17 protein-coding genes and 1 pseudogene are annotated in these 26,097 nt (G+C 71.1%); 8 read left to right on the top strand and 10 right to left on the bottom strand.

Annotation, left to right across the window (positions count from 1 at the left end; translation table 11 throughout):
* Positions 1-1,140, bottom strand: a complete 1,140-nt coding sequence (locus tag ACYSUO_RS37455) for a recombinase family protein (protein ID WP_461780671.1) — start codon at positions 1,138-1,140, stop codon at positions 1-3.
* A 25-nt stretch (positions 1,141-1,165) separates the two neighbouring features.
* On the bottom strand, positions 1,166-1,369 hold the full coding sequence (locus tag ACYSUO_RS37450) for a recombinase family protein (RefSeq protein ID WP_461780670.1): 204 nt from the start codon (positions 1,367-1,369) through the stop codon (positions 1,166-1,168).
* A gap of 125 nt (positions 1,370-1,494) precedes the next feature.
* On the opposite strand from ACYSUO_RS37450, the gene ACYSUO_RS37445 reads away from it, so the two are divergent.
* The gene (locus ACYSUO_RS37445) at positions 1,495-4,890 is read left to right on the top strand and encodes an AfsR/SARP family transcriptional regulator (protein WP_461780669.1); all 3,396 of its coding nucleotides are present in this window, start codon (positions 1,495-1,497) and stop codon (positions 4,888-4,890) included.
* 47 nt (positions 4,891-4,937) lie between these two features.
* On the opposite strand, the gene ACYSUO_RS37440 is transcribed toward ACYSUO_RS37445, so the two are convergent.
* The 3 genes from ACYSUO_RS37440 to panB all read right to left on the bottom strand — a co-directional run bounded on the left by ACYSUO_RS37440 (position 4,938) and on the right by panB (position 9,083).
* A complete protein-coding gene (locus ACYSUO_RS37440; RefSeq protein WP_461780668.1) occupies positions 4,938-5,774 on the bottom strand; it encodes an ABC transporter permease in 837 nt (278 codons plus the stop codon).
* Positions 5,771-6,793: an ATP-binding cassette domain-containing protein gene (locus ACYSUO_RS37435; RefSeq protein ID WP_461780667.1), complete on the bottom strand. Its 1,023-nt coding sequence runs from the start codon at positions 6,791-6,793 to the stop codon at positions 5,771-5,773. The genes ACYSUO_RS37440 and ACYSUO_RS37435 overlap by 4 nt, the downstream gene beginning before the upstream one ends.
* A gap of 1,384 nt (positions 6,794-8,177) precedes the next feature.
* Entirely contained in the window at positions 8,178-9,083 is a 906-nt protein-coding gene (panB, locus tag ACYSUO_RS37430) for a 3-methyl-2-oxobutanoate hydroxymethyltransferase (protein ID WP_461780666.1), read from the bottom strand.
* Positions 9,084-9,279: 196 nt separating this feature from the next.
* On the opposite strand from panB, the gene ACYSUO_RS37425 reads away from it, so the two are divergent.
* From ACYSUO_RS37425 to ACYSUO_RS37410, 4 genes and pseudogenes are all read left to right on the top strand, one after another.
* On the top strand, positions 9,280-10,890 hold the full coding sequence (locus ACYSUO_RS37425; protein ID WP_461780665.1) for a DHA2 family efflux MFS transporter permease subunit: 1,611 nt from the start codon (positions 9,280-9,282) through the stop codon (positions 10,888-10,890).
* Positions 10,891-10,917: 27 nt separating this feature from the next.
* Entirely contained in the window at positions 10,918-11,628 is a 711-nt protein-coding gene (locus tag ACYSUO_RS37420; protein WP_461780664.1) for a TetR/AcrR family transcriptional regulator, read from the top strand.
* A 235-nt stretch (positions 11,629-11,863) separates the two neighbouring features.
* Positions 11,864-12,902: pseudogene (locus tag ACYSUO_RS37415) on the top strand (endonuclease/exonuclease/phosphatase family protein).
* 117 nt (positions 12,903-13,019) lie between these two features.
* The gene (locus ACYSUO_RS37410) at positions 13,020-14,237 is read left to right on the top strand and encodes an MFS transporter (RefSeq protein WP_461780663.1); all 1,218 of its coding nucleotides are present in this window, start codon (positions 13,020-13,022) and stop codon (positions 14,235-14,237) included.
* Positions 14,238-14,309: 72 nt separating this feature from the next.
* Here ACYSUO_RS37410 and ACYSUO_RS37405 read toward each other — a convergent pair whose 3' ends face one another.
* Entirely contained in the window at positions 14,310-15,944 is a 1,635-nt protein-coding gene (locus ACYSUO_RS37405; protein WP_461780662.1) for a multicopper oxidase family protein, read from the bottom strand.
* Positions 15,945-16,013: 69 nt separating this feature from the next.
* The gene (locus ACYSUO_RS37400; protein WP_461780661.1) at positions 16,014-16,439 is read right to left on the bottom strand and encodes a DUF6153 family protein; all 426 of its coding nucleotides are present in this window, start codon (positions 16,437-16,439) and stop codon (positions 16,014-16,016) included.
* Positions 16,440-16,509: 70 nt separating this feature from the next.
* On the opposite strand from ACYSUO_RS37400, the gene ACYSUO_RS37395 reads away from it, so the two are divergent.
* Positions 16,510-18,000, top strand: a complete 1,491-nt coding sequence (locus ACYSUO_RS37395; RefSeq protein WP_461780660.1) for an APC family permease — start codon at positions 16,510-16,512, stop codon at positions 17,998-18,000.
* A gap of 48 nt (positions 18,001-18,048) precedes the next feature.
* On the opposite strand, the gene ACYSUO_RS37390 is transcribed toward ACYSUO_RS37395, so the two are convergent.
* The gene (locus tag ACYSUO_RS37390; protein ID WP_461780659.1) at positions 18,049-19,983 is read right to left on the bottom strand and encodes a S53 family peptidase; all 1,935 of its coding nucleotides are present in this window, start codon (positions 19,981-19,983) and stop codon (positions 18,049-18,051) included.
* A gap of 402 nt (positions 19,984-20,385) precedes the next feature.
* Here ACYSUO_RS37390 and ACYSUO_RS37385 point away from each other — a divergent pair, with 402 nt between their 5' ends.
* On the top strand, positions 20,386-21,747 hold the full coding sequence (locus ACYSUO_RS37385) for a glutamine synthetase family protein (RefSeq protein WP_385768450.1): 1,362 nt from the start codon (positions 20,386-20,388) through the stop codon (positions 21,745-21,747).
* Between the two features lie 42 nt (positions 21,748-21,789).
* Here the strand turns inward: ACYSUO_RS37385 and ACYSUO_RS37380 are convergent, their stop codons facing one another.
* Positions 21,790-22,206 carry a VOC family protein gene (locus ACYSUO_RS37380; RefSeq protein WP_461780658.1) on the bottom strand — a complete coding sequence of 139 codons (417 nt, stop codon included), beginning with the start codon at positions 22,204-22,206 and terminating at the stop codon, positions 21,790-21,792.
* A gap of 52 nt (positions 22,207-22,258) precedes the next feature.
* The gene (locus ACYSUO_RS37375; RefSeq protein WP_461780657.1) at positions 22,259-22,786 is read right to left on the bottom strand and encodes a pyridoxamine 5'-phosphate oxidase family protein; all 528 of its coding nucleotides are present in this window, start codon (positions 22,784-22,786) and stop codon (positions 22,259-22,261) included.
* Between the two features lie 131 nt (positions 22,787-22,917).
* Here ACYSUO_RS37375 and ACYSUO_RS37370 point away from each other — a divergent pair, with 131 nt between their 5' ends.
* Positions 22,918-25,938 (top strand): bifunctional [glutamine synthetase] adenylyltransferase/[glutamine synthetase]-adenylyl-L-tyrosine phosphorylase, encoded by a 3,021-nt coding sequence (locus ACYSUO_RS37370; RefSeq protein ID WP_461780656.1) that lies wholly within the window; start codon positions 22,918-22,920, stop codon positions 25,936-25,938.
* Positions 25,939-26,097 lie beyond the last annotated feature (159 nt).

Below are 26,097 nucleotides of genomic sequence, written 5' to 3'. Positions count from 1 at the left end.
CTAATGCGGCGATTCATCGACCAGGGCGAGACGTTGGCGCACGGTGCCCGAAACGCGGAGAACGTGCCCGCCTTTCTCCGGTGGATGGCAGTCGATGGTGACTCCCGCACGCAGAAGGTCCGCCGTGACGGCGGGAATCCCCAGAGCGTCCCAGCGTTCGCGGAAGGTGCCTCCTGTCTCCTGATAGCCCCAGTGATCCGACGGGCCATCCACCGCATAGAGCCGATGGGTCACCGGGTGTTCCCCCAGCACGGAATACACCTCGGCGAGGACCGGCGCGACGAGTTCGTCCTGTGGGGAGAAGACGTAGCCCCGGCATGCCGGGGCGCCAGGACGGGAGAGGCAGCGGATCTTGCTGGTGGCACGTACTGAGCCGTCCTTGCGCTTCTTCTGTGTCGTATGGATCTGAAGGTTCTTCCCGCAGCCGCCGCACTTGATGACGCCGAGGAGAGGCGTTCTGGGCGATTCCGGTTTGGGAGACGAGGTGGAGGCCGCGTCCAGAGCCTTTTGCAGGTCTTCCCATTCAGCAGTGGTCAGCAGGGGGTCAGCGATGCGGACGCGGTCCCCGTGCTGGTCCACGACCGGCACCCGGCGTCGGTACTTCTTGCCGGGCACGGCCTCGTTCCGAGTTTTGAAGCCGAGCAAGGTGGGCGACGAGAGGATTCTCTTCAGGGTGACGGGGTGCCACACGAAATCACGCTCGGCCTTGCGCCTCTGATAGGAGTCGGATGGCGAGGGGAGGCCGCGAGCCTCGAAGTCTCTGCAGATCGCGTTGACGGCCTCGCCGCTGATCACGCGCCGGGCCGCTTCGTGAACGAGTGGGGCAGTATCCGGATGGATCTCCAGGTACCTCCCGTCAGCTGTTCCGTGCGTCCGGTATCCGTACGGCGGACTGCCTCCGCCCCAGCGTGGAGTCGGCAGCAGATGGTGACGCATGGAGGTCACACGGTCCGATGCGGCACGTGACTCCATGCGCGCGAACGAGGCGATCATGGCGGCCATCGCGCGCCCTGCGGGTGCGGTCAGGTCGAACGGCTCGGTGACGGACACGATCGCCTTGCCGCCGTGTCCGTCTGCCCAGTGGATGAGGCGGTCCAGGTCACTGACCTTGCGCACGAGTCGGTCGAGTCGCCAGACCACGATGACGTCGAACTCGGGGGCGCGGTCACGGAGCCAGGCCGCCCAGTTCCGGTCTCTCCCAAGGGGTGGAGCGGGTAGCGGATTCGAAGTCCCGTGCCGTGCCGACAACGTCCCACCCGCGTTCGGCGCAGTACGCGGCGCATTCCTTGTGCTGACGCTCAGGGCTGGTGGTCGCCTCGGTTTCGTTGGTGAGGCGTACGACGATCAGAGCTCGCTCGGTGTCACCCATGCCACGATGCTGGCGCCCCTGTGTCTTACGAACTGAGCGTTACATAACCGTTCACTCGATCGGGGCGGGAAAAGGAACTGGGGGACTGGGACGTGGCTCACTGCCGGGACAGGGAGAATAGGGCCGTGCGCTACCGCATCCTCGGCACCACCCAGGCACTCCGCGACGACGGCACGGCCGTCCCGGTCGGCGGGGCGCGGCTGCGTGCCCTGCTCACGGTGCTCGCGCTGCGGCCCGGCCGCGCCGTACCCGTCGCGTTCCTCGTCGACGAGGTGTGGGGCGAGGAGCCGCCAGCGGATGCGGCGGGCGCGCTTCAGGCGCTGGTCGGGCGGCTGCGCAGGGCCCTGGGGGCCGGGGCGATCACCTCGTCCGAGGGCGGCTACCGGCTCGTCGCCGCCGCGGACGACGTCGATCTGTTCCGCTTCGAGCGGCTGACCGGGGACGGGGTGCGGGCCTTCGCGGACGGTGACCCGGCCAAGGCGCTCGACCTTCTCGACGACGCGCTCGCGTTGTGGCGGGGGCCGGCGCTCGCCGATCTTCCGGACCGGTCGACCGAGGTCACGCGTTGGGACACCCGGCACCTCGATGCCCGGCGCACCCGGCTCGCCGCGTACCTGGCCCTCGGCCGGGCGGACGAGGTGCTGCCGGAATTGACCTCGCTCTGCGATGCGTATCCGTTGGACGAGCCGTTGCAGGTGCTGCGGTTGCGGGCGTTGCGCTCCGCGGGGAGGGCGGCGGAGGCGCTGGCCGCTTATGAGGGGGTGCGGCGGGGGTTGGCGGATGTGCTGGGGGCCGACCCCGGGCCGGAACTCCGGGCGTTGCACGAGGAGTTGTTGGCGCCGACCGCTCCAACGCCACGGGGCTCCGCCCCGGACCCTGCTGCTCAATCGCCGCAGGGGCTTGATGGGCCGCAGGGGCTTGATGGTGCCGCCGACTTGGGCAATCTGCCGCCTGGGGCGGCAGGGTGGGCAAGGCGGCCCCCGGTGCAGGCCGCACCCGCTACGGCGCCCGCCCCGGGTAACCTTCGCGCCCGGCTCACCTCCTTCGTCGGGCGGGTGGGCGACATCGATGCCATTCGGGCCGATCTGGGACGCGTAAGGCTGGTCACGTTGCTCGGGCCCGGTGGGGCCGGGAAGACGCGGCTTTCGCAGGAGGTCGCCGAGGGGCTCGGGACCGTTCCGGACGGGGTGTGGCTCGCGGAGCTGGCGCCGGTCAGCGATCCGGCCGCCGTGCCGGAGGCGGTCGTCAGTGCGCTCGGGGCCCGCGAGACCGTGCTGCGCGGCGCCGGCGCCGAAGAGCTTCGCGTCGCCGGCGAGCGGCAGGGCGACGACCCCCTCGTACGGCTCGTGGAGCACTGCGAGGACCGCCGGCTCCTGCTGATCCTCGACAACTGCGAGCACGTCATCGACGCGGCCGCCGCCCTCGCCGACGACCTCCTCGCCCACTGCCCCGGCGTCACGATCCTGGCGACGAGCCGCGAACCCCTCGGCGTACCGGGCGAGTTGCTGTACCCGGTGGAACCGCTCCCGGAGCCGTACGCGCTGCGGCTGTTCGGCGAGCGCGCCGCCGCCGTGCGCCCCGGCTTCACCGTGGACGAGGCCCCGGACGCGGTGGGCGAGATCTGCCGCCGCCTCGACGGCCTCCCGCTCGCCATCGAACTCGCCGCGGCGCGCCTGCGCATGCTCACGCCCCGCCAGATCGCCGACCGTCTCGACGACCGCTTCCGGCTGCTGACCTCGGGCGCCCGCACGGCCCTGCCCCGCCAGCAGACCCTGCGCGCGGTCGTCGACTGGTCGTGGGAGCTGCTCGACGAGCCGGAGCGCGCCACCCTCGCCCGCCTCTCCGTGTTCAGCGGCGGCTGCGACCTGCCCGCCGCCGAGGCGGTCTGCGGCCCGGACGCGCTCGACACCCTGGCCTCCCTCGTCGACAAGTCGCTCGTGGTCGCCACCCCCGAGGAGGACAGCGGCGACATGCGCTACCGCCTCCTCGAAACCGTCTCCGAGTACGCGGACGACCGCCTCGACGAGTCCGGGGAGCGCGCCGCCGCCGAGCGCGCCCACCTCACGTACTACCGCGAACTCGCCCGCACCACCGACCCGTTGCTCCGCGGCGGCGGCCAGCGCGCCGCCATCGCCCGCATCGAGCGTGACTACGAGAATCTGCGCACGGCCCTGCGGCACGCGGTCGCGGCCGGTGACGAGCAGGAGGCGTTCAGCCTCGTCCTGTCGCTGGCCTGGTTCTGGCAGATGCGGGACCTGCGCGTCGACGCCCGTACGTGGACGGGGGAGGCCGCGGCGCTCGGCCCCGACCCGTTCGCCGGGCCCGTGCGCCCCGCCCCGCCGCTGCACCAGCGCTGCACCGACATCCCGCCCCCGCTGACCGGCGAGCTCTTCGAAGAGGCGCGCCGCCAGGTCCACCTGTGCCGGCTCGGCTACATGGACATGGAGATGGACCACTGGCAGTCGGAGGAGGGCCAGACCCGGCTCCGTGCCGTCATCGACACCTACCGCCCCGACCTCCCGCAGGCCTGCCGCCCGCCGGGCAACATCTGGTACTTCGCCGTTCTGATGACCGGCGACATGGACCGCCTCCAGGAACTCGCCGCCGTGTCCACGCGGACCTGCCGCGAACTCGGCTACGACTGGGAGCTGGCGCTCGTCCTCCAGATGCGGGCCAACATCTTCGCCAACCGCAGCGACTGGGCCGAGGAAGGGCTCGCGTACGCCGACGAGTCGCTGGAGCTGTTCAGCCGGCTCGGCGACGAGTGGGGGACGGCCGAGGCGCTGTCCGCGCGCGGCGAGGCGCGCGAGAAGCTCGGCGACTTCGAGGGCGCCGCCGCCGACTACACGCGCGCCCGTGAGGTCGCGCAGAGCATGGGCGCCCACTCGCAGGCCGCGATCCTTCAGGTCAGGCTCGGCCAGGCGCGCATCGAGCAGGGGGACGTCGAGGAGGGCGAGGCGCTGCTGTGGGAGTCGCTCGCGGACGGTCGCCGGCACACCAACGAGTCCCGGCCCGCCGCCCGCCTCTTCCTCGTCTCCCACCTCGCGTACACCGGCCGCACCGGCGAGGCCCGTGAGCAACTCGCGCTGCTGCGCGGCGAGTTCAAGGTGGCGCAGATCGGGTTCTTCCACGGCATGACCGTCGGCATGGAGGCGATGATCGACGTCGTCGACGGGCACACCGAGGACGCCCTCGCGCATCTGCGGCGCTGCCTCGACATCGCGGGCAATCCACTGTCCGCGCTCGTCATGCCGCAGCTGGTGGGGATCCATCTGTGCACGGCGGCCCGGGCCGTCGCCCAGCGGGGCGGGGAGGGCGACGCGGTGGCCGCCGCACGGCTCATGGGCGCGGCCGACGCGGCGACGCCCGAGGGGCACAGACCGGCGCTCCTGGAACGCAATTGGCGCACGGACGCCGAGGCGGCGGTCCGCGCGCTGCTCGACGAGGCGACGTACGAACGGGCACACGCAGAGGGCGGCGGCCTCTCCCTGGAGGAGGCCACCGCCCTGTTGGACGACTGACGACCGACGCGAATCGACCCGGTCGCCCGGACCCGTTCCGCGCAGGGTCAGCTCTTGGTGGTGAACTTACGGATCGCGATCGGGGCCATGACGGCCGTGATCACTGCCGTCCACCCGAGGGTCACCCACAGGTCGTGCGTGACCGGGCCGCCGACCATCATTCCGCGGCAGGCGTCAGCGAGGGACGAGATCGGGTTCCAGTCGGTGAAGGCCTGCAGCCAGCCCGGCATCGACTCGGTCGGCGCGAAGATCGACGAGCCGAACTGCAGCGGCATCATCACCAGGAAGCCCATGGCCTGCACGGCCTGCGCGCTCTTCATGGTCACGCCGAGCGTCAGGAAGATCCACATGAGGGCGGAGCCGAACAGCGCGGTCAGGCCGATGGCGCCGAGCAGACCGGCCCAGCTGGTGATGTCGAAGCCGACGAGCAGCGCGACGATCATCAGGACCGTGGTGGCGACGAGGAGGCGCAGCATCTCGACGACCACCTTGGCCATGAGCACCGAGCCGCGGCCGATGGGCAGGGACCGGAAGCGGTCCATGATGCCCTTCTGGAAGTCCTCGTTGAAGCCGGTGCCGACGCCCTGCGCGATGTTCATGCTCATCATCGCGACCATGCCGGGGATCACGTACTGGACGTACGCTTCCTGGCCGCCGCCCATCGCGGAGCCGATCGAGCCGCCGAAGACGTACACGAACAGGAGCGTGAAGATGATCGGCATGAGGACCGCGTCGAACATCGACTCCGGGTCGTTGCGGATCCACAGCAGGTTGCGGCGGATCAGCGCGCCCGTGTGACGCAGATGGCCGCTCAGGCCGATCTTGGGGTCGGCCTCGACGGTGATCGTGGGGGCCGCAGTGGGGCTGAGGGTGGTGGCACTCATACGGCGGCCTCCTCGAGTTCGGGCCTGGCGTCCTGCGGGGCGGAGGCCTTGTGGCCGGTGATGGAGAGGAACACCTCGTCCAGGCTGGGCAGTTCGGTGGTGATGGAGCCGATCGTGATGCCCCGCGCGGTGACCGCGCCCACCACGGCGGTGAGCTGCTCGTCACTGAGTACGGGGACCAGGACGGACCCGGACCGGGTGTCCACGGTGGTGGTGGCGAGGCCCGTGAGCCCCATGTCGTCTATCGCGTGCGCCAGTGGGCGCAGCTCCAGCTCGTCGGCCGGGCGGATCCGCAGGGTGCGGCCGCCGACCTTCGCCTTGAGCTCCTCGATGCCGCCACGCGCGATGACCTTGCCGTGGTCGACGACGGTGAGCTCGGAGGCCAGTTGCTCGGCCTCCTCCATGTACTGGGTGGTGAGCAGGACGGTGACGCCGTCGCGCACCATGCTCTGCACCTCGTCCCACACCTCGTTACGGGTACGGGGGTCGAGGCCGGTCGTCGGCTCGTCCAGGTAGAGGACGTGCGGGCGGCCGATCATCGACGCCGCGAGGTCGAGGCGGCGGCGCATACCGCCGGAGTACGTCTTCGCGGGGCGGCCGGCGGCGTCCGTGAGCGAGAAGCGCTCCAGCAGGGCGTCGGCGCGGGCCTTGGCGTCCTTCCTGGACAGGTCGAGCAGCCGCCCGATCATGTACAGGTTCTCGCGGCCGGAGATCTTCTCGTCGACCGAGGCGTACTGGCCGGTGAGGCCGATCACGCGGCGCAGCTGGCGGGGCTGGCGCACCGCGTCGTAGCCCGCCACGATCGCCGTGCCGGCGTCGGGGGTGATGAGGGTGGACAGGCAGCGGACGAGGGTGGTCTTGCCGGCGCCGTTCGGACCGAGGACGCCCATGACGGTGCCCTCGTGCACGTCCAGGTCCACGCCGTCCAGGGCCTTGGTCGCGCCGTAGTGCTTGACCAGTCCCCTCACGGATACGGCGACCGGTCGGTCGCTCACGGAGTTCTTGTCGATTCGCGTCATGCCCTCAAGGTGCCAGCCCCCACCGACAACCCACCGACACGGAACCGACAACGGGCGGCCGCTGCCGACACGGCGCCGACAGGGGTGGGCTGCGCCGGGGGTTCGGGCGGGTCGGGGTGGACGCCTACGTCACTGGTCCGCGGCACCGCCCCCCTGGTCCGGCTGCGCCGGGGTTCGGGCGGGCCGGGGTGGACGCCTGCGGCACCGGCACGCGGCACCGCCCCACCTGCCCGCGGGGGCCTGGGGTGGCGGTTTGCCGGGGCGGGGCGGTGCGTGGGCTCGGGCCATTGCCGAGGCGGGGCGGTGCGTGGGCTCGGGCCGTTGCCGGCGTGGGCGCCTGTGGCACTGATCCGCGGCACCGTCCCGTGTCCGGCTGTGCCGGTCCCCGCCCTTCTCCCGCCGCCCGCCCTCTCCAGGGGCTTCGGCCTGTCCGGGGTCCGGGGTGGCGGTTTGCCGAGGCGGATCGGTGCTTGGGTTCCGGCCGTTGCCGGGGTGGGCGTCTGCGGGAGTGGTTCCCGGCACCGTCCCGTGTCTGGCTGTGCCGGTGCCCGGTCATCTCCCGCCGCCCGCCCCCTTCCGGGGACTTCGGCCCGTCCGGGCCCGGGGGCGGTGCCGGGGTCGGCGCCCTTGGTGATGGGTGCGCGGCACCGTGGGCCGCCTTGCCCGCCCTGCCGCCCCAGGCGGCAGATTGCCCAAGGCGAGTGGCGGCACCCCGTGAGGCTGGCGTTCCGGTGGGGTGGGGCAAATCGAGTTACCCGAGGTGGGGTGGTGGTGCCCTGTGAGGTCGGCGTCCCGGAGGGGTGGGGGAAGCCAAGTTGCCCAGGGCAGGGTAGCGGCGCCCTGTGAGATTGATGCCCCGGAAGGGCGGGGCAAGCCAAGCCCCGCTTTGGGACGAGACTCGCGGAGCCCCGTGGGCGCAACTCTGCCGGGGCCGGGGGAGCGGTCCCGGTGTCAGGCCGAGCACCGTGTGGCCGACGCCCCCGGAGGGGGCGGGTGGGTGGGAGATAGGCGGCGGAGAGGAGATGGGCGGAGGAGAGGAGGCAAGCGCGGAGGGGACGGGAACGGGAACGGGAACGAAGAGTCGCTCAGCGGCGAGAAACCGCCCAGCGCCCCGGGACACCGTCACTTCTCACGGCCCCGTCCGCCCCGGCCTCCGCAGCCACCCCACCCCGACACCGCCCCGCGCCAACGCCCCGCACCCCTCCCCGTAAGTCCCCGCGCCGTCGACTGGCGCCGCCCCGCGCCACCGCCCCGCCCCGGCGGGCGCCCCACCCCGGACGGCCCCCCGTACGCCCCCGCGGCACCACCCCCCTGGTCACCCGCGGAGCGCAGCGCGGCCCGCCGATGGGGGAAGTTCGGCGGGCCGCGGTCGTACCGGGTTGGCTCAGTGGACGGAGTGTTCCTCCTGAGGGAACGTTCCGCCGATGACGTCCTCCGCAAACGCCTTCGCCGCGTCGGACATCACGCCCCGCAGATCCGCGTACTGCTTCACGAAGCGCGGCATCTTCCCGCCGGTGAGGCCGAGCGCGTCCGTCCAGACCAGGACCTGCGCGTCCGTACCGGCCCCGGCCCCGATGCCCACGGTCGGGATGTGCAGGACACGCGTCACCTCGGCCGCCAGCTCCGCGGGAACCAGCTCCAGGACGACCGCGAACGCACCCGCGTCCTGCACGGCCTTGGCATCGCGCAGCAACTGCTGCGCCGCCTCCTCGCCGCGCCCCTGGACCCGGTAGCCCTGCGTGTTGACCGACTGCGGGGTCAGGCCGATGTGCGCCATGACCGGGATCCCGGCGTCGACCAGCAGCTTGATCTGGTCGTGCGAGCGCTCGCCGCCCTCCAGCTTCACCGCTCCGACCCCGGCCTCCTTCACCAGCCGCATCGCCGAGCGCAGCGCCTGCGTAGGCCCTTCCTGGTAGGACCCGAAGGGCAGATCGCCGACGATCAGCGCGCGGGACGTGCCGCGTACCACCGCCGCCGACAGCATGACCATCTGGTCCATCGTCACCGGCACCGTCGTCTCGTACCCGAGGTGGCAGTTGCCCGCCGAGTCGCCGACCAGCATCACGGGGATGCCCGCCTCGTCGAAGACCGACGCCGTCATCGCGTCGTACGCGGTGAGCATGGGCCACTTCTCGCCCCGCTCCTTGGCGAGGCCGATGTCCCGGACCGTGACCCGCCGCGAGCCCTTGCCCCCGTACAGCACGGTGGACTTCTGGGCGTTCTGGGCGGCCTGGTCGTTCGATGTCTGCTGGGTCTTCTGGGCAGCCGAAAGCTCTGTGGGTTGCGTCATCGCAACGGCTCCTTCATGTCGTCTCGAGGCGCCCTGACGGCGTCCCCGGATCACCTCCATGGTGGCACCGCGTGCCGCCCCCGCGCCAGGCCCCCTTCCGAACCCGTGCCCCGTCCACGTAAAGCCTCGGCAAGGCTTTCCGTGTGACTTTAAATACGAGACGGTTCCGTATCGGAATGGGGCTAGGGTCGGTCGCATGACCACTCCTGACGCCCCTCAGGACTTCCAGGGTTCCCGCGTGCCCGAGTCCGTGCACCGCCGTCGATGGGTGATCCTCGGCGTGCTCATGCTGAGCCTGCTGATCGTCGTCCTCGACAACTCGATCCTGAACGTCGCGATCAAGACGATCTCGACCCCCGAGCCCGTAGGTATCGGCGCCTCGCAGAGCGAGCTCGAGTGGGCCATCAACGCGTACACGCTCGTCTTCGCGGGCCTGCTGTTCACGGCGGGACTGCTCGGCGACCGCATCGGCCGCAAGAAGGTCCTCATCGGCGGCCTCGTCGTCTTCGGGCTCGGGTCCGCGCTCGCCGCGGAGTCCGGTACGCCGGCCCAACTCATCGCGTTCCGCGCGTTGATGGGGCTCGGCGCCGCCTTCGTCATGCCGGCCACGCTCGCCGTCCTGATGAACGTCTTCGAGCGGGACGAGCAGCCGAAGGCCATCGGCATCTGGGCCGGGGGCGTGGGGCTCGCCATCGCGATCGGGCCGATCACCGGCGGACTGCTCCTCGACCACTTCTGGTGGGGCTCGGTCTTCCTCGTGAACGTGCCGATCGTGATCATCGCCATCGCGCTGATGCTCGCGCTCGTGCCGGACTCCAGGGACCCGAAGCCCGGCCGGGTCGACCTCGTCGGCGTCGTGCTGTCCATCGTCGGTCTCGTGCTGCTCGTCTACGGGATCATCAAGGGCGGCGACGAGGGCGACTTCACCAGCCCCCAGGTGCTCGCCACCATCGCCGCGGGCCTCGCCGTCCTGGTCGCCTTCGTGCTGTACGAGAAGCGCAGCGACCACCCGTCGTTCGACATCAACTACTTCAAGGACAAGGTGTTCTCGTCCGCGATGGCGGCCATCGCGCTCGTCTTCTTCGCGATGATGGGCGTCACGTTCTTCGCGTCCTTCTACATCCAGAGCGTGCGCGGCTACTCGCCGTTGCAGACCGGCGCGTTCCTGCTGCCGCTCGCCGCCGCCCAGTTGATCTTCGCGCCGCGTGCCCGGCTCGTCGTCGACAGGCTCGGCGTGCGCGTCACCACGACCGGGGGCCTGGTGCTGCTCGCGGCCATGCTCGCCGCGTTCACCCTGCTCGACGAGGACAGCCCGATGTGGATCATGGAGGTCGTCTTCTTCTTCATGGGTACGGGCATGGCCCACGTCATGACGCCGACCAGCGTCGTCATCATGCAGTCGCTGCCGCGGGAGAAGGCGGGTTCGGCCTCCGCGCTCAGCAACACCTTCCGTCAGGTCGGCGGCGCGCTCGGCATCGCCGTGCTCGGCTCGGTGCTGGCCACCGCGTACAAGAACGGGATCGAGGACCAGCTGCTGCCGCTGCCCGCCGGGCTCCGGGACGCGGCGGGCGCGTCCATCGAGGCCACGCTCGGCGTCGCCGAGAAGCTCGGGCCGCGCGGCGAGGCGCTGGTGGGGGCCGCCCATGAGTCGTTCGTGCACGCCATGCACATCACCGCGCTGTGCGGTGCGGGCGTCGCCGTGCTCAGCGCCGTCCTCACCGGTCTGTTCCTGCCGCGCAAGCCCAAGGATCCGCCGGCCGAGCAGAGCGGCGGGCGGTCGGAGAAGGTCGGCGCGGGCGGCCACTGATCCGCCACTGAGCCGCTGGTTGAGAGAATGCGCCGGGGTCGTGGCAAAAGGGCAGCAGGTGAAAGGCGGAGCGTGGTGGACGCGGGCACGGAACGGGCCGAGGGGCAGACGCGGCGGCGAAGGATCCCCGGGGCCCCGACACCGTCACCGTCCGCCCCCGCGCGCGGACGGCCGCGCAGCGAGGCCGTCGAGCAGGCGATCATCGAGGGCGTCATCGGACTCCTCGAGCAGGGCGTGCCGCTCACCGAGCTGTCCATCGAGCGGATCGCCCGCACCGCAGGCGTCGGCAAGGCAACCATCTACCGGCGCTGGAGCGGCAAGGAGGCCCTCTTCGTCGACGTCGTCGCCTCCATCGAGGAACCGGACTCCGAACTGCCCGGCACCTCGATGCGCGACGACCTCGTCCGGATCCTGGAGCACATGCGCAGGCGCGGCCTCAGCATGCGCACCTCCGCCCTGCTGCACAACGTCCTCGCGCAGATGAAGACCCTGCCGAGGCTCTGGGACGCGTACCACGAGCTCGTCGTGGACCCTCGGCGGCGCGCGACGCACGAGGTGGTGCGGCGCGGGGTCGCCGACGGGGAGCTGCCGGCCGGTACGGACGTCGAGTTCGCCGCGGATCTGTTCACCGGGCCGATGCTGCTGCGCACGGTCATGCGGTCCGACGCGCCGCTGGCGGAGGATCTGGCGGAGCGGATCGTCGATACGGTGCTGGCGGGGTTGCGCGCGGGCCACTGACGCCGGGCATCCGTGCCGGGTGTCGATGTCGCCGGGTGTCGATGTCAGGGGGCCTATGTGCGGGTTTCGTCACAGCGTCCCTTCCGGGCCGGTCGTACGGAACTCAGCACACCACCGCGTACGTCCCCGTGGTCGTAGAGACGTTGACGTCCGCGCTCGGCAGCGCGGGCGTGACGGAACGGAAAGCCGCTGCTCATCGCCTACTGTTTGGCGGGGGCAGCGGGCACGGCAGGCAGTGAGGCGACGACGGCATGGCGCAGGCGTACAAGGGCGGCGACGGCAGCGGAACCGGGTCCACCGGACCGGGGGCGGCCCGGCTGCGACCTCAGGGCGGCCGTCCGCCGGCCGGCCGCGGTTACTGGCGGCGCGGAATCGTCCTCGCGGTGCTCGCGATCCTGCTCGCGCTCGTCATGCTGCTGCACGCGCAGATCCCCAACACCGTCGGCAACCTCGGCTCCCTGACCGAGACGTTCCTGCCGTGGCTGGGCGTCTTCATTCCGGTGCTGCTCGTCCTGGGCCTCGTACGGAGGTCGGCGACCGCGGTGATCGCGGTGCTGGCCCCGGCGATCGTCTGGTTCAACCTCTTCGGCGGGCTGCTCAACGACAAGACGGGCAGCGGCGGCGATCTGACCGTCGTCACGCACAACGTGAACGCGGAGAACGCCGATCCGGCGGGCACCGCGAAGGACGTCGCCGCGTCCGGCGCGCAGGTCATCGCGCTGGAAGAGGTGACGACGCAGGCGCTGCCGTCGTACCGGGACGCGCTCGCGGAGGCCTACCCGTACCACGCGGTCAAGGGCACGGTCGGGCTGTGGAGCAAGTACCCGCTCTCCGACACCCAGGCCGTCGACATCAAGCTGGGCTGGACGCGGGCGCTGCGCACGACCGTCGCGACGCCGCAGGGCAAGGTCGCCGTGTACGTCGCGCATCTGCCGTCGGTGCGCGTGAAGCTCAACTCCGGGTTCACCGCCAGCCAGCGCGACAAGAGCGCGGACGCGCTCGGTGAGGCGATCGCCGACGAGCCGCTGGACAAGGTCGTCCTCCTCGGCGACCTGAACGGCACCATGAACGACCGCGCGCTGAACGGGGTCACCGCGCAGATGCGGTCCACGCAGGGCGCGGCGGGCAGCGGCTTCGGGTTCACCTGGCCGGCCTCATTCCCGATGGCGCGCATCGACCAGATCATGGTCAAGGGTGTGGAGCCGGTCACGTCGTGGACGCTGCCGGGGACCGGGAGCGACCATCTGCCGATCGCGGCGCGCGTCGACCTGTGACGTTCAGCGGTTCACCGCTCGTCACGGCGCCTTAACCTCACGGAATAGTCGGTGGGCGAGGCTTTGTTCCGTACGTAAACTTACGTACCTCCCCCCTCGCTACCCGAAAGTTCCTCCATGCCCCTCGCCCTGCTCGCGCTCGCCGTGGGCGCCTTCGGCATCGGCACGACCGAGTTCGTCATCATGGGCCTGCTGCCCAATGTCGCCGACGACCTGCACATATCGATCCCGGATGCCGGACACCTCGTCTCCGCGTACGCGCTCGGTGTGGTCATCGGCGCGCCGCTGCTCGCCGCGGTCACCGCGCGGATGCCGCGCCGTCGCGTCCTCATCGGCCTGATGGCGCTGTTCGTCGTCGGCAACGCGGTCTCGGCGGCGGCCCCCGACTACCACTCGCTCATGCTCGCCCGCTTCGTGAGCGGGCTGCCGCACGGAGCGTTCTTCGGCGTCGGCGCGGTGGTGGCGACGTCGCTCGTCGCGCCGGAGCGCAAGGCCCGCTCGGTCTCGCTCATGTTCCTCGGCCTGACCATCGCCAACGTCGTCGGCGTGCCCGCCGCGACGGCGATGGGGCAGCAGCTGGGCTGGCGCGCCACGTTCCTCGCGGTCAGCGCGATCGGGCTCGTCGCGATCGCGGCGCTCCTCGCGCTGGTGCCCGCGGACCACGGCCACGGCGAGACGGCCGCGGGTCTGCGGGGCGAACTGCGTGCCCTGAAGTCCCTCCCGGTCTGGCTCGCGCTCGGCACGACGGTCGCCGGCTTCGGCGCGCTCTTCGCCGCGTACAGCTACATCACGCCGATGCTCACGGACGCGGCGGGCTTCGCGGACGCGTCCGTGACGCTGCTGCTCGCGCTCTTCGGCCTCGGCGCCACGATCGGCAACCTGATGGGCGGCCGCCTCGCGGACCACTCCCTGCGCCGCACCCTCTTCGGCGGCCTGACCTCACTGGCCGTGGTCCTCGCCCTCTTCCCGCTCCTCATGCGTACGGAGTGGAGCGCGGCGCTCGCGGTCTTCCTCCTCGGCATGGCGGCGTTCACGACGGGCTCCCCGCTCCAGCTGATCGTGATGGAGAAGGCCTCCGCGGCCCCCTCCCTCGCCTCGTCCGCCAACCAGGCAGCCTTCAACCTGGCCAACGCCGGCGGCGCCTGGATCGGCGGCCTCACCCTCGCCGCCGGCTTCGCGGTCACCTCCCCGGCCCTCGCAGGCGCCGCCCTCGCCGTCCTCGGCGTGGGCGTCGCCTCGATCGCCTACGCGGTGGACCGCGGCCGCGCCACAGCGACACCGGGCCGCTTGGTGGCGTCCCACGTCCCGACGGAGCAGGAGACGGTGCGGCGCTGACGGGCGCCGCCAACGGCACCGCCAAGGGGCGGGACACACGCGTGTGTCCCGCCCCTCAGTCGTGTGTGGTGGTCAGGCGCGGTAGCCCAGGACCGTCATCATGCCTGCCTCCGAGTGGTAGACGTTGTGGCAGTGGAGCATCCACAGGCCGGGGTTGTCCGCGTCGAAGTCGGCCGTCAGGGTGCGGTTCGGGAGGACGACGGCCGTGTCCTTGCGGGGGCCGTTCGGCAGGGAGAACGTGTGGCCGTGCAGGTGGACCGGGTGCCACATCGACGTCGTGTTGGCGAAGACCAGGCGGACCCGCTCGCCTGCGCGCACCGGGTAGCGCTCGTCCGGGTCGTACGGCTTCTTGTTGAACGCCCAGTCGTACTTGGCCATCCCGCCGGTCAGCCGGAGCCTGATCGTGCGGTCCGGCTTGCGGGAGGGGAGGGCCACCGACTCGGCCGAGCGGAGCTTGTCCGCCGTGAGGAGGCGGCCGTCCAACTCCTTGGGGCGGGACGTGGCCTTCGGCGTCGAACCCGAGCCCGTGCGCAGGACCGCCATCCCCGACGCCTTCTTGCCTTCCGCCAGCGCCGTCAGCGGGAACACCCCGTCGCCCGCCGTGACCAGCACGTCGTACCGCTCGCCCATCCCGAGCAGCAGCGCCTCCGTCTTCGCGTGCCGCACCGGGAAGCCGTCCGTGTGCGTCACCGTCATCTCGTGGCCGCCGAGCGCGACGCGGAACGCCGTGTCGCCGCCCGCGTTGATGAACCGGATCCGGATGCGGTCGCCGGGGCGGGCCTTGAACGATGAAGGGGCCGCGGGCGTACGGCCGTTGACGAGGTAGTGCGGGTACTTCACGTCACCCGCGTCGCCGCCAAGCAGGTCGCTCTTCGCGCCCATCATCATGCGGGACGGGCCCTCCGTGGAGGGCGCGGGGGACGACTTCGCGGAGTGCATCGACATGCCCTCCATCCCCGGCATGTCGTGGCCGGAGTGGTCCATGCCTCCGTCGGAGCCGTCTCCGTGGTCCATCCCCGAGCGCAGCTCCTTGAGCACCGCGTCCGGCGTCGAGCCGGCCACCCCGTCGACCCAGTCGTCGAGGACGACCACCCACTCCTTGTCGTAGGAGAGCGGCTCCTTCGGGTCCTCCACGATCAGTGGCGCGTACAGGCCGCGGTCCTGCTGCGTGCCCGAGTGCGGGTGGAACCAGTACGTGCCGGGGTGCGCGACCTTGAAGCGATACGTGAAGTCGGCGCCCGGCGCGACGGACTTCTGGGTCAGGCCCGGTACGCCGTCCATGTCGTTGCGCAGCGCGATGCCGTGCCAGTGCATCGATGTGGGCTCGGGGAGGTGGTTGGCGAGGGTGAGGGCGAGGGTGTCGCCGGCCGTGACCCTGACCTCCTTGCCGGGCAGGTCGCCGCCGTACGACCAGGACTTGACGGTGCGGTCGCCCAGGTCGAGCCGGGTCGCGGCGGCCGTGAGCCGGACCTCGCGGACCCGGCCGTCGGCGGAGCGCTTCTTCTCGGCGGCGGCGACTTCCTTGCCCGCCGGGTCGACGTAGCCGCCGGACGCGGATCCGGGTGCGGATCCGGACGCGCCGTGGCCGTTGTGGCCGGACGAAGCGCCGGAGGAGCAGGCGGTCAGGGCTCCTGTGCCGGCGACGGCGATCGCCGCACCAAGCAAGGTGCGCCGGGCCGGGGCATGCGGAAGGGACTGCTTGCGCATGGGTGAGTACCTCAACAGTCGGTGTTGATGGGTGTGGTGCGATTCAGGCGCGCGAAAGCGTGCGCAGGCCTAAATGCGCAGCACCGACAGCCGGGAGAGGAGTTCCCGGGGAGGGGGCGGGTTGGGCCGCTGGGCGAAGGAGAGTCCGCGGGCGCGCGGTCCCGGAGCCGCCGCCACGAGCAGCGGGCGCAGCACCGCCGCCGTCAGCAACAGCAGCGTGAACGAGCCGAGCACGGCCAGGCATACGTTCAGCGGATCCATGCCGCCGTGACCGGGGGAGTCGGGGCGCTCGTGAACCGTGGTGGCGGCGGAACCGTGCGGGGAGCCGTGCTCGGCCATCGCGACGTGCGCGCTCCCCATCGGCATCGCCCCGTCGTGCCCCGACGGATGTCCCGACGGATGCCCCAACGTATGCATCACCACGATCCCGAAGAGCAGCGCGGCGAACAGCAGCAACTGCTGCCACCGCCCCGTGCCGCTCCTCGTCCTCACCATGCCCGGCACCTTACCCCCACCCGGTATGGCGCGACGTGCGCCCTCCCCTTCCTGCGTCGATCATTGGCCCATGACAACTGCGGACGAGTCAGGTCAAAGAGGTCAGGCTGCGGACGACGGTACCCGCCGGCGCGGGGGTCCGGGGGGTACCCCCGGGAAGAACAGCATCTCCTGGGTCACCCTCGGCCTGATGACCACGGCCTCCGTCGCCAGCCTGCGGCCCTCGCCCTCCATGGCGCTGTACGGGCTCGCCGCGGTCTTCCTCTACCTGCTCCCGGCCGTCGTCTTCCTGCTGCCCACCGCCCTCGTCGGCGCCGAACTGGCCTCGGGCTGGACCGGCGGCATCTACCGCTGGGTCAGCGAGGCGCTCGGCAAGCCGCTCGGGTTCATCGCCGTGTGGTGCCAGTTCGCCATGACCATCGCGTACTACCCGAGCCTGCTCGCCTACGTGGCGTCCACCTTCGCGTACGTCATCCACCCGAGCCTCGCCGAGAACGGCCTGTACGTCGCGATCTGCATCGTCGTCCTGTACTGGGCCGGTGTGTACGTGAGTTCACGCGGGACGAAGACCATCGCGGGCCTGTCGTCCCTCGGGCTCATCATCGGCACGCTCATCCCCGGCGTCGTGCTCGTCGTGCTCGGGATCGTCTTCCTCGGGCAGGGCAATCCGTCCGCCGCCCCCATGGACTCCAGCCACTGGCTGCCGCCGTGGACCGGCCTCGCCAGCCTCGTGCTCATCGTCAACAACTTCCTGTCCTACGCGGGCATGGAGATGAACGGCGTCCACGTGTCGTCGCTGCGCAGCCCGCGCGCCGAGTACCCGCGCTCGATCTTCCTCGCCACCGGACTCGTACTCCTGATCTTCATCCTGCCCGCCCTCGCCATCAGCTGGGTCATGCCCGCGAAGCAACTCAGCCTGACCGCGGGGCTCATGCAGGCGTTCCAGGCGTTCTTCGACCACTTCGGGGTCGGCTGGATGACGAGGATCGTCGGCGTGATGCTGGTGTGCGCGGCGCTCGGCGGCATGCTGACGTGGCTCGCCGGGCCGGCCAAGGGGCTCGTGCTGCTGTCCCGGCAGGAGGGGTATCTGCCGCCGGTCCTGCAGAAGTTCAACAAGTACGGCGTGCCGCAGAACGTGATGATCGCCCAGGGCGTGCTGACGACCCTCATCGGCGTCCTCTACGCGTTCAGCGACAACGTCTCCAGCCAGTACTGGATGTTCTCCGTCATCACGATCCAGATCTATCTGGTCGCGTATCTGCTGATGTTCGTGGCAGTGGTGCGGCTGCGGCGCTCGCAGCCGGACGTGCCGCGCGGCTTCGTCGTCCCGGCCGTCACCGCCGTCGCGGGCGTCGGGTTCGTGGCCTCGGTGCTGGCGCTCGTGATCGGCTTCGTACCGCCGGACCAGTACGACACCGGGCCGCTGTGGCGCTATCTGCTGATCGTCGGCGGCGGTCTGCTCGTCCTCGGCATCGCGGCGCCGGTCGCGTTCCTCAAGTTCCGCAAGCCGAGCTGGATCCACCCGGACCACCGGGACCCGGCCATCGGAGAACAGGGCTGAGCCCCGGCGGCGAGGTGAGCGCCCACCCGCCGCCGAGGCGTCCTTGGATCAGCGGCGGTACGAGTTCACGTAACCCGGAGCCGGCGAGCCGACCCCCGTCACGTCGTCGTAGCCCCTGACGGCCTTCAGCGAGGCGTCCTTGCCGAGGCTGCGCACCGAGGTGAGCAGGCCCTCCGACGCGTCGTAGCTGTTCGCGAAGTCGACGCGCGCCACGGCGAGGTCCTTGCCGGTCGGCTGGTCCACCACGTCGTGGTACTTCGCCGAACCGTACCGGTCGTAGATCGCCGGGTTCGCGAAGCCGAGCGCCTTGCCGCCGCCCGTCTGCTGCGCCAGCGCCTGCACACCGGCGACCACGGGAGCGGCCAGCGAGGTGCCGCCGATGCGGTACTCGTCGTAGCCCTGCGTGCCGTCGGGCAGCGTCTGCGTCTGGCCCACCAGGAAGCCGGTGTTGGGGTCGGCGATGGCGGAGATGTCCGGGACGACGCGGTTCTTGCCGCCGTTGGCGCCCGCCAGCGTGTCCGGCACGACGCCCTTCTGGTAGTCGGGCTGCGCGACCGTCTTGCTGGTGCCGCCGCCCGCGCCCGAGTTGTACGCGCCCGGGAAGTCGGTCCAACTCTTGCCGTCCGCCGCCAAGTTGGACTTCAGCGTGCCCCAGCCGGTCTCCCACTGGTACGTGTCGCCCTTGCCGACGGCAAGGGAGGTACCGCCGACCGCCGTCACCCACGCCGAGTTGGCGGGCGTGTCGACCTGCTTCGTACCCGTCGACGCGACGTTGTCGCCGTTGTCGCCGGACGAGAAGTAGAAGCCGATGCCCTCGACGGCGCCCAGCTGGAACACCTGGTCGTACGCGGCGGCCAGTTCGGGCGTCTGGTTGGCCTCGATGTCGCCCCAGGAGTTGGAGACGATGTCGGCGAGGTGGTCGTCGACGACCTTGCCGAGCGAGTCGAGCAGATCGTCGTCGTAGCAGGAGGCCGCGCCCACGTACGTGATGTCGGCGTCCGGCGCCACCGCGTGCACGGCCTCGACGTCGAGGGTCTCCTCGCCGTACCAGCCGGCCGCGTCGCACTCCTTGGTCTTCGTGTACTTCTTCGGCAGCACCTGCTTCAACTGCCGCGTGTTGTAAGGCGCGTCACCGTGCTTCTTCGCGTACGTCGCCGCGTCCTTGGCGATGGTCGGCGAGGCGTACGCGTCGGTGATCGCGACCTTCACACCCTTGCCGGTCGCCTTGCCGGCGCCGTACGCGGCGCGCAGCTGCTTGCCGGTGTAGCCCTTCACCGCGTACGGGACCTTGGTGCCGTACGCGTCCGGGAGCGTGGTCGCGGTCTTGGAGCCGTAGTACGTGGAGAACGGGCCCGCGTTGCGGAAGACGGCGCTCGGCGGCGGCAGCTGGTCCTGCTTCGTCGCCTTGTGCGGGGCGCTGTCCAGGCCGGTGACGGTGAGCACGGCGCCGTCGAGCGATGCGGGCACGGAGGCGGTGCCGGACGGGGCGCGGTAGGTGTGCCCGCCCTTGGTGTAGTCGTGCAGCTCGGTGCCGAAGGCCTTCTCGGTGGCGGCGACGTCGCCCGACACGGAGAGGTAGTGCGCGGTGGAGCCGGTCACGGTCAGGCCCGCGGACTTCAGCCAGGCCGTGACCTCGGATATCTGCTCTTTCGTCGCCCCGAAGCGGCTGCGTGCCTCCTTGGCGCTCAGATACTTCTGGTACTGCGCGGACGACGGGTCGGCCACGGACTTCGCGTACGCGGCGAGGCCCTTCGCGTCCCGGCCGGCGAGGTAGACGCGCGCGGTGACCTTGCCGCCGTCCGCGGTGTCGCCCTTGTCGGCGGCGCCGGTGGCCCACAGCGGCTTGGTGCCGGAGAGGGTGTCGCGGCTGTGCGGGTCGGCGTGGGCCGGGGCGGCGAGGGCGAGGGCGCCGGCGAGCAGCGGAAGGGTGGCCGCGATGCTCAGGCCTGCCCGGGTGCGGCGTGTGCCGCGGTTGGATCTCATGTGGTCCCCCCTGGATAGAGGTGCTGGAGACGCCGAGGTGCATGTGTAATGCACACGTAGAAAGGCCCACTCTTGCCAACAACCGTTCACGCGGGGGAAATGAGACGATCAAGAAGACGTCAAGTCGGCTCAACTACGTTCGCGATAGGCCGATTTGGGGGCATCAGGGGGCGGTCCGCCGCCCGTCGTGCGGTGCCGCGTCGGCCACCGGGCAGCACGGCTCGTAGGGCGGGCACTATGACCCTGGGGCGTTCGACAGGCACTATGAACACATCACCGGCCGATCAGTGACGATCAAGGTCGGCAACGCGTCGGAAACGGTCGTGTGGTGGGATGTGACCAGGCCCTCTGGGCGGCATGGGAGCAGCAGGCCTGACCAGCAAGGATGGGTGGAAGCGAGAGATGGACAAGCAGCAGGAATTCGTGCTCCGTACCCTTGAGGAGCGCGACATCCGGTTCGTACGTCTGTGGTTCACGGACGTGCTGGGCTTCCTCAAGTCGGTGGCCGTGGCTCCGGCCGAGCTGGAACAGGCGTTCGATGAGGGTATTGGCTTCGACGGCTCGGCGATCGAGGGCTTCGCCCGGGTCTACGAGTCCGACATGATCGCCAAGCCGGACCCGGGCACCTTCCAGGTCCTGCCGTGGCGGGCGGAGGCCCCCGGCACGGCGCGCATGTTCTGCGACATCCTGATGCCCGACGGCTCGCCGTCCTTCGCCGACCCGCGCTACGTCCTGAAGCGGGCCCTGGCCAAGACCTCCGACCTCGGCTTCACCTTCTACACCCACCCCGAGATCGAGTTCTTCCTGCTCAAGGACAAGCCGCTGGACGGCACCCGGCCGGTGCCCGCGGACACGTCCGGCTACTTCGACCACACCCCGCAGAACGTGGGCATGGACTTCCGCCGTCAGGCGATCACCATGCTCGAGTCGATGGGCATCTCGGTCGAGTTCAGCCACCACGAGGGCGCGCCGGGCCAGCAGGAGATCGACCTCCGTTACGCGGACGCGCTCTCCACGGCGGACAACATCATGACGTTCCGCCTGGTCATGAAGCAGGTGGCACTGGAACAGGGAGTCCAGGCCACCTTCATGCCGAAGCCGTTCTCGGAGCACCCGGGCAGCGGCATGCACACGCACCTCTCGCTCTTCGAGGGCGACAGGAACGCGTTCTACGAGTCGGGCGCCGAGTACCAGCTCTCCAAGGTCGGCCGCTCCTTCATCGCGGGCCTGCTGCGCCACGCGGCGGAGATCTCGGCGGTCACGAACCAGTGGGTGAACTCCTACAAGCGCATCTGGGGCGGCTCGGAGCGCACGGCGGGCGCCGGCGGCGAGGCCCCGTCCTACATCTGCTGGGGCCACAACAACCGCTCGGCCCTCATCCGCGTCCCGATGTACAAGCCCGGCAAGACGGGCTCGGCCCGCGTCGAGGTCCGCTCCATCGACTCCGGCGCCAACCCGTACCTCACCTACGCGGTCCTCCTCGCGGCCGGCCTCAAGGGCATCGAAGAGGGCTACGAACTCCCTCCGGGCGCCGACGACGACGTCTGGGCCCTCTCCGACGCCGAACGCCGCGCCATGGGCATCGAGCCCCTCCCGCAGAACCTCGGCGAGGCGATCGCCCTGATGGAACGCAGCGAACTCGTCGCCGAGACGCTGGGGGAGCACGTCTACGACTTCTTCCTGCGCAACAAGAAGCAGGAGTGGGAGGAGTACCGCAGCGAGGTCACGGCCTTCGAACTGCGGAAGAACCTGCCGGTGCTGTAGGGCGCTGTAGGGGGCGCGCAGTGGTGACGCGCGCCCCTTTGGTCACAACGTGTCTCGCAGGGGGACCGTGGAGCGTTTGCGGTATTCCTGGATGGCCCAGCCGTTGCCGTCCGGGTCCGTGAAGTGCATGAAGGTGCCGCCGTCGTCGGGGGCGTACTGGATCGGTTCGGAGACGTCGAGGCCGCGGGCGCGGAGTTCCTCGTGGGCCGCCTTGATGTCGGTGACGCACAGCTGCATGCCGTGGTACGTGCCGGGGGCCGCCGTGCCCGTGGGGCTCGGGATGCCGGAGGCGAGGGCGATGGAGCAGCCGGATCCCGGGGGCGTGAGCTGGACGATGCGGGCGCCCGGCATCACTTCGGCGTCGATGTCGCAGTGGAAGCCGACCTTGTCGACGTAGAAAGCCTTGGCGCGGTCGATGTCCGAGACCGGGATGGTGAGCACTTCCAGGGTCATGTCCATGGAGGTAAAGGTAGGGGCGAATTGTCGGTTCCGGCCCACCGGCGCCGGGTGGTCACCCGAATTGCCAGCGGGTCTGGGTGAACTCCTCGCCCTTGCCGAAGCCGAAGACCGTGGTCGGGGTGACCGAGAAGACGAGCGATGGGCCTTGCTGGCCCTGGAATGCTCCGTCGGGGTGGACCTCGAAGTGCCAGGCCGGGCCGTATTTCTCCTCCCAGGCCTTGGCGAGGGCGTGGAGGCGTTCCGGCTCCGTGACGCGTGTCGCCGGACCCTCCACCACCACGTCGAAGCCCGCCGCCCAGGTGTTCGTGCCGGTGGTGAGGGCGACCTCTGGGTTCGCGGCGAGGTTGAGGGACTTGCGTTCGTGGGCGCCGGTCGTGAAGTGGAGGGATCCGTCCTGCCAGAGGGCGAGGAGGGGTGTGACGTGGGGGCGGCCGTCGGGGCGCACCGTGGAGATCCAGAAGAGTTCGGAGTCGGTCAGCAGCCGTTCGGCCGCCGCCCACGGGGTGGGTTCGGCGCCGGGGGAGCTGTAGCGCGGGTCGATCGACGTGTGCGGCGTACCGGTGCGGGCGTCGTGCGGCATCGTGGGCGTTCCTCTCCGTGTACGTGGCCAGTCGTACACCAGTGGGGACCTGCCGCGGCCGCACAACTCATCGGTGCAGCCCGGAGCGCAGTAGGCTCAAGGCCACCGTAGATCGAACAGGAGGCCGGGCAATGACGTCGGTGCCGCACGAAGGGGGAGGGTGGACGGGCGGCCGCAGGAGCAGCACCTTCACCCGGCTGCTGCGACTCGGCTTCACCGATCCGTCCACCGCCGAACGGCTGCTCGACGCCCCCGCCCTGTCCCCCGTGCGCGCCGACCCGCTGCTCCTGGACGCGCTCGGCGGCGCCGCCGACCCGGACCTGGCGCTCCTCGGCCTCGTCCGGCTGGTCGAGGCGCAGGAGGACGAGACGGCGCGGCGCGAGCTGCTCGACACGCTCGTCGCGGCGAAGCCGCTGCGCGACCGGCTGCTCGGCGTCCTCGGCTCCTCCGAGGCGCTCGCCGACCACCTCGCCCGGCACTCGAAGGACTGGCGGGCCCTGGTCACGTACGAGTCCGGCGATCTGCACCCCGGCGTGGAGGAGTTCGAACAGGGGCTCGCCGAGGCCACCGACGAGGTGTCGCTGCGCGTCGCCTACCGGCGCTGCCTGCTGTCCATCGCCGCCCGCGACGTGTGCGGCACGACCGACATCACCGAGACCGCCGCCGAACTCGCCGACCTGGCCACGGCGACGCTGCGCGCGGCCCTCGCCATCGCCCGCGCGGCGTCCCCCGCCGACGCCGCGCTGTGCCGGCTCTCCGTGATCGCGATGGGCAAGTGCGGTGGCCACGAGCTGAATTACGTGTCCGATGTCGACGTCATCTTCGTCGGGGAGCCCGCCGACGGATCCGCCGACGAGGGGAAGGCGATCCAGGCCGCGACCCGGCTCGCCTCGCACATGATGCGGATCTGCTCCGACACCACGGTCGAGGGCACCATCTGGCCCGTCGACGCCAATCTGCGGCCGGAAGGGCGCAACGGTCCGCTCGTACGCACCCTGTCCTCGCACCTCGCCTACTACCAGCGCTGGGCCAAGACCTGGGAGTTCCAGGCGCTGCTCAAGGCCCGCCCGGTCGCGGGCGACCTGGAACTCGGCGAGGAGTACGTCGCGGCCGTGTCGCCGATGGTGTGGCAGGTGTCCGAGCGGGAGAACTTCGTGCCCGACGTGCAGAAGATGCGCAAGCGGGTCGTGGCCAACATCCCCGTCGGCGACGTGGACCGCGAGCTGAAGCTCGGTCCCGGCGGCCTGCGCGACGTCGAATTCGCCGTCCAGCTGCTGCAGTTGGTGCACGGCCGCTCGGACTCCGCGCTGCGCAGCGGTACGACCCTGAAGGCGCTCGCCGCACTCGCCGACGGCGGATACGTGGGCCGGGTCGACGCCGTGCAGATGGACGACGCCTACCGGTTCCTGCGCACCCTCGAACACCGCATCCAGCTCTACAAGTTGCGGCGCACCCACCTGGTGCCTGAGGACGATGCCGACCTGCGCCGCATCGGCCGCTCCATGGGCATGCGCACGGAACCCATCACGGACCTCAAGCGGGCCTGGCGGCGGCACACCTCCGTCGTCCGCCGGCTGCACGAGAAGCTGTTCTACCGGCCGCTGCTCGACGCCGTCGCCCAACTCGCCCCCGGCGAGACCAGGTTGCGCGCCGACGCGGCCCGCGAGCGGCTCGTCGCACTCGGCTACGCCGACCCGAGCGCCGCGATGCGCCACCTGGAAGCGCTGGCCTCCGGGGTCAGCCGCAAGGCCGCCATCCAGCGGACGCTGCTCCCGGTGCTGCTCGGCTGGTTCGCGGACTCGGCCAATCCCGACGCGGGACTCCTCAACTTCCGCAACGTGTCGGACGCGTTGGGCAAGACGCCCTGGTATCTGCGGCTGCTGCGCGACGAGGGCGCGGCCGCCGAGAACCTGGCGCGGATCCTGTCCGCGGGACGCCTCGCCCCCGACCTCCTGATGCGCGCCCCCGAAGCGGTGGCGCTGCTCGGCGACGAGCGGGGCCTGGAGCCGCGCGGGCACGCCCAGTTGGAGCAGGAGGCGCTCGCGGCGGTGCGGCGCGCGGACACCGGCGAGCAGGCGGTCACCTCGGCGCGCGCGGTGCGCCGACGCGAGCTGCTGCGCACGGCAGCCGCCGACATCATCGCCTCGTACGGCACCGAGGACACCCCCGCGGTCGCCGACCAGGGCGCGCTGGTGGACCAAGTGGGCTCCGCGGTCTCGGACTTGACGGCCGCCACGCTCGCCGGGACGCTGCGCGCCGTGGTCCGCGACGGCTGGGGCGACACCCTGCCCACCCGCTTCGCCATCATCGCCATGGGCCGCTTCGGCGGGCACGAGCTGAGCTACGGCTCCGACGCCGACGTGCTGTTCGTGCACGAACCCCGCGAGGGCGTCGACGACCACGAGGCCGCGCAGGCCGCCAACAAGGTCGTCTCCGAGGTGCGCAGGCTCCTCGCCCTGCCGAGCGCCGATCCGCCGCTGCTCATCGACGCGGACCTGCGCCCCGAGGGCAAGTCGGGGCCGCTGGTGCGCACGCTCAAGTCCTACGAGGCGTACTACCGCCGTTGGTCCCTGGTCTGGGAGTCGCAGGCGCTGCTGCGGGCGCAATACGTGGCCGGGGACGAGGAGTTGGGCCGGTCGTTCATCGAGCTGATCGACCCGCTGCGCTACCCCGCCGAGGGCCTCGGCGACGACGCCGTACTGGAGATCCGCCGGCTCAAGGCCCGCATGGAGTCCGAGCGGATGCCGCGCGGCGCCGACCCCACGCTCCACACGAAGCTGGGCCGCGGGGGTCTTTCCGACGTCGAATGGACGGTGCAGCTGCTCCAGCTGCGGCACGGCTGGGTGGAACCGGGCCTGCGCACCACGCGCACCCGCGAGGCCCTCGCCGCGGCGTGCGCCGCCGAGCTGATCCCCGCCGAGGACGCGGCGATCCTCGACGAGGCGTGGGTCCTTGCCGCGCGTGTGCGCAACGCGGTGATGCTGGTGCGCGGCAGGCCCGGCGACACGTTTCCCTCGGACGGGCGTGAACTCGGGGCCGTGGGGAGGTACTTGGGGTACGACCCCGGGCACGTCGGGGACATGCTCGACGACTATCGGCGTACGACGCGGCGCGCGCGGGCCGTGATGGAGGAGCGGTTCTACGGCGGGTGACGGTCGGCGGCGCCGGGGCGGGCCGGGTGGCTGGGCGGGACCGGGTGATTGGGCGGGCCGGGGCGGGGGCCTCGCGTAGCGCCTGCCCGGCGCCGGGGTGCCGCCTTGCCCACCCTGCCGCCCTTGGCGGCAGATTGCCCAAGGCGGCGGGGCCCAGTG

The organism is Streptomyces sp. UC4497 (assembly GCF_054871485.1).
Note: the sequence above shows the minus strand (reverse complement) of the source record. Positions and strands in the feature narration are given on the sequence as shown.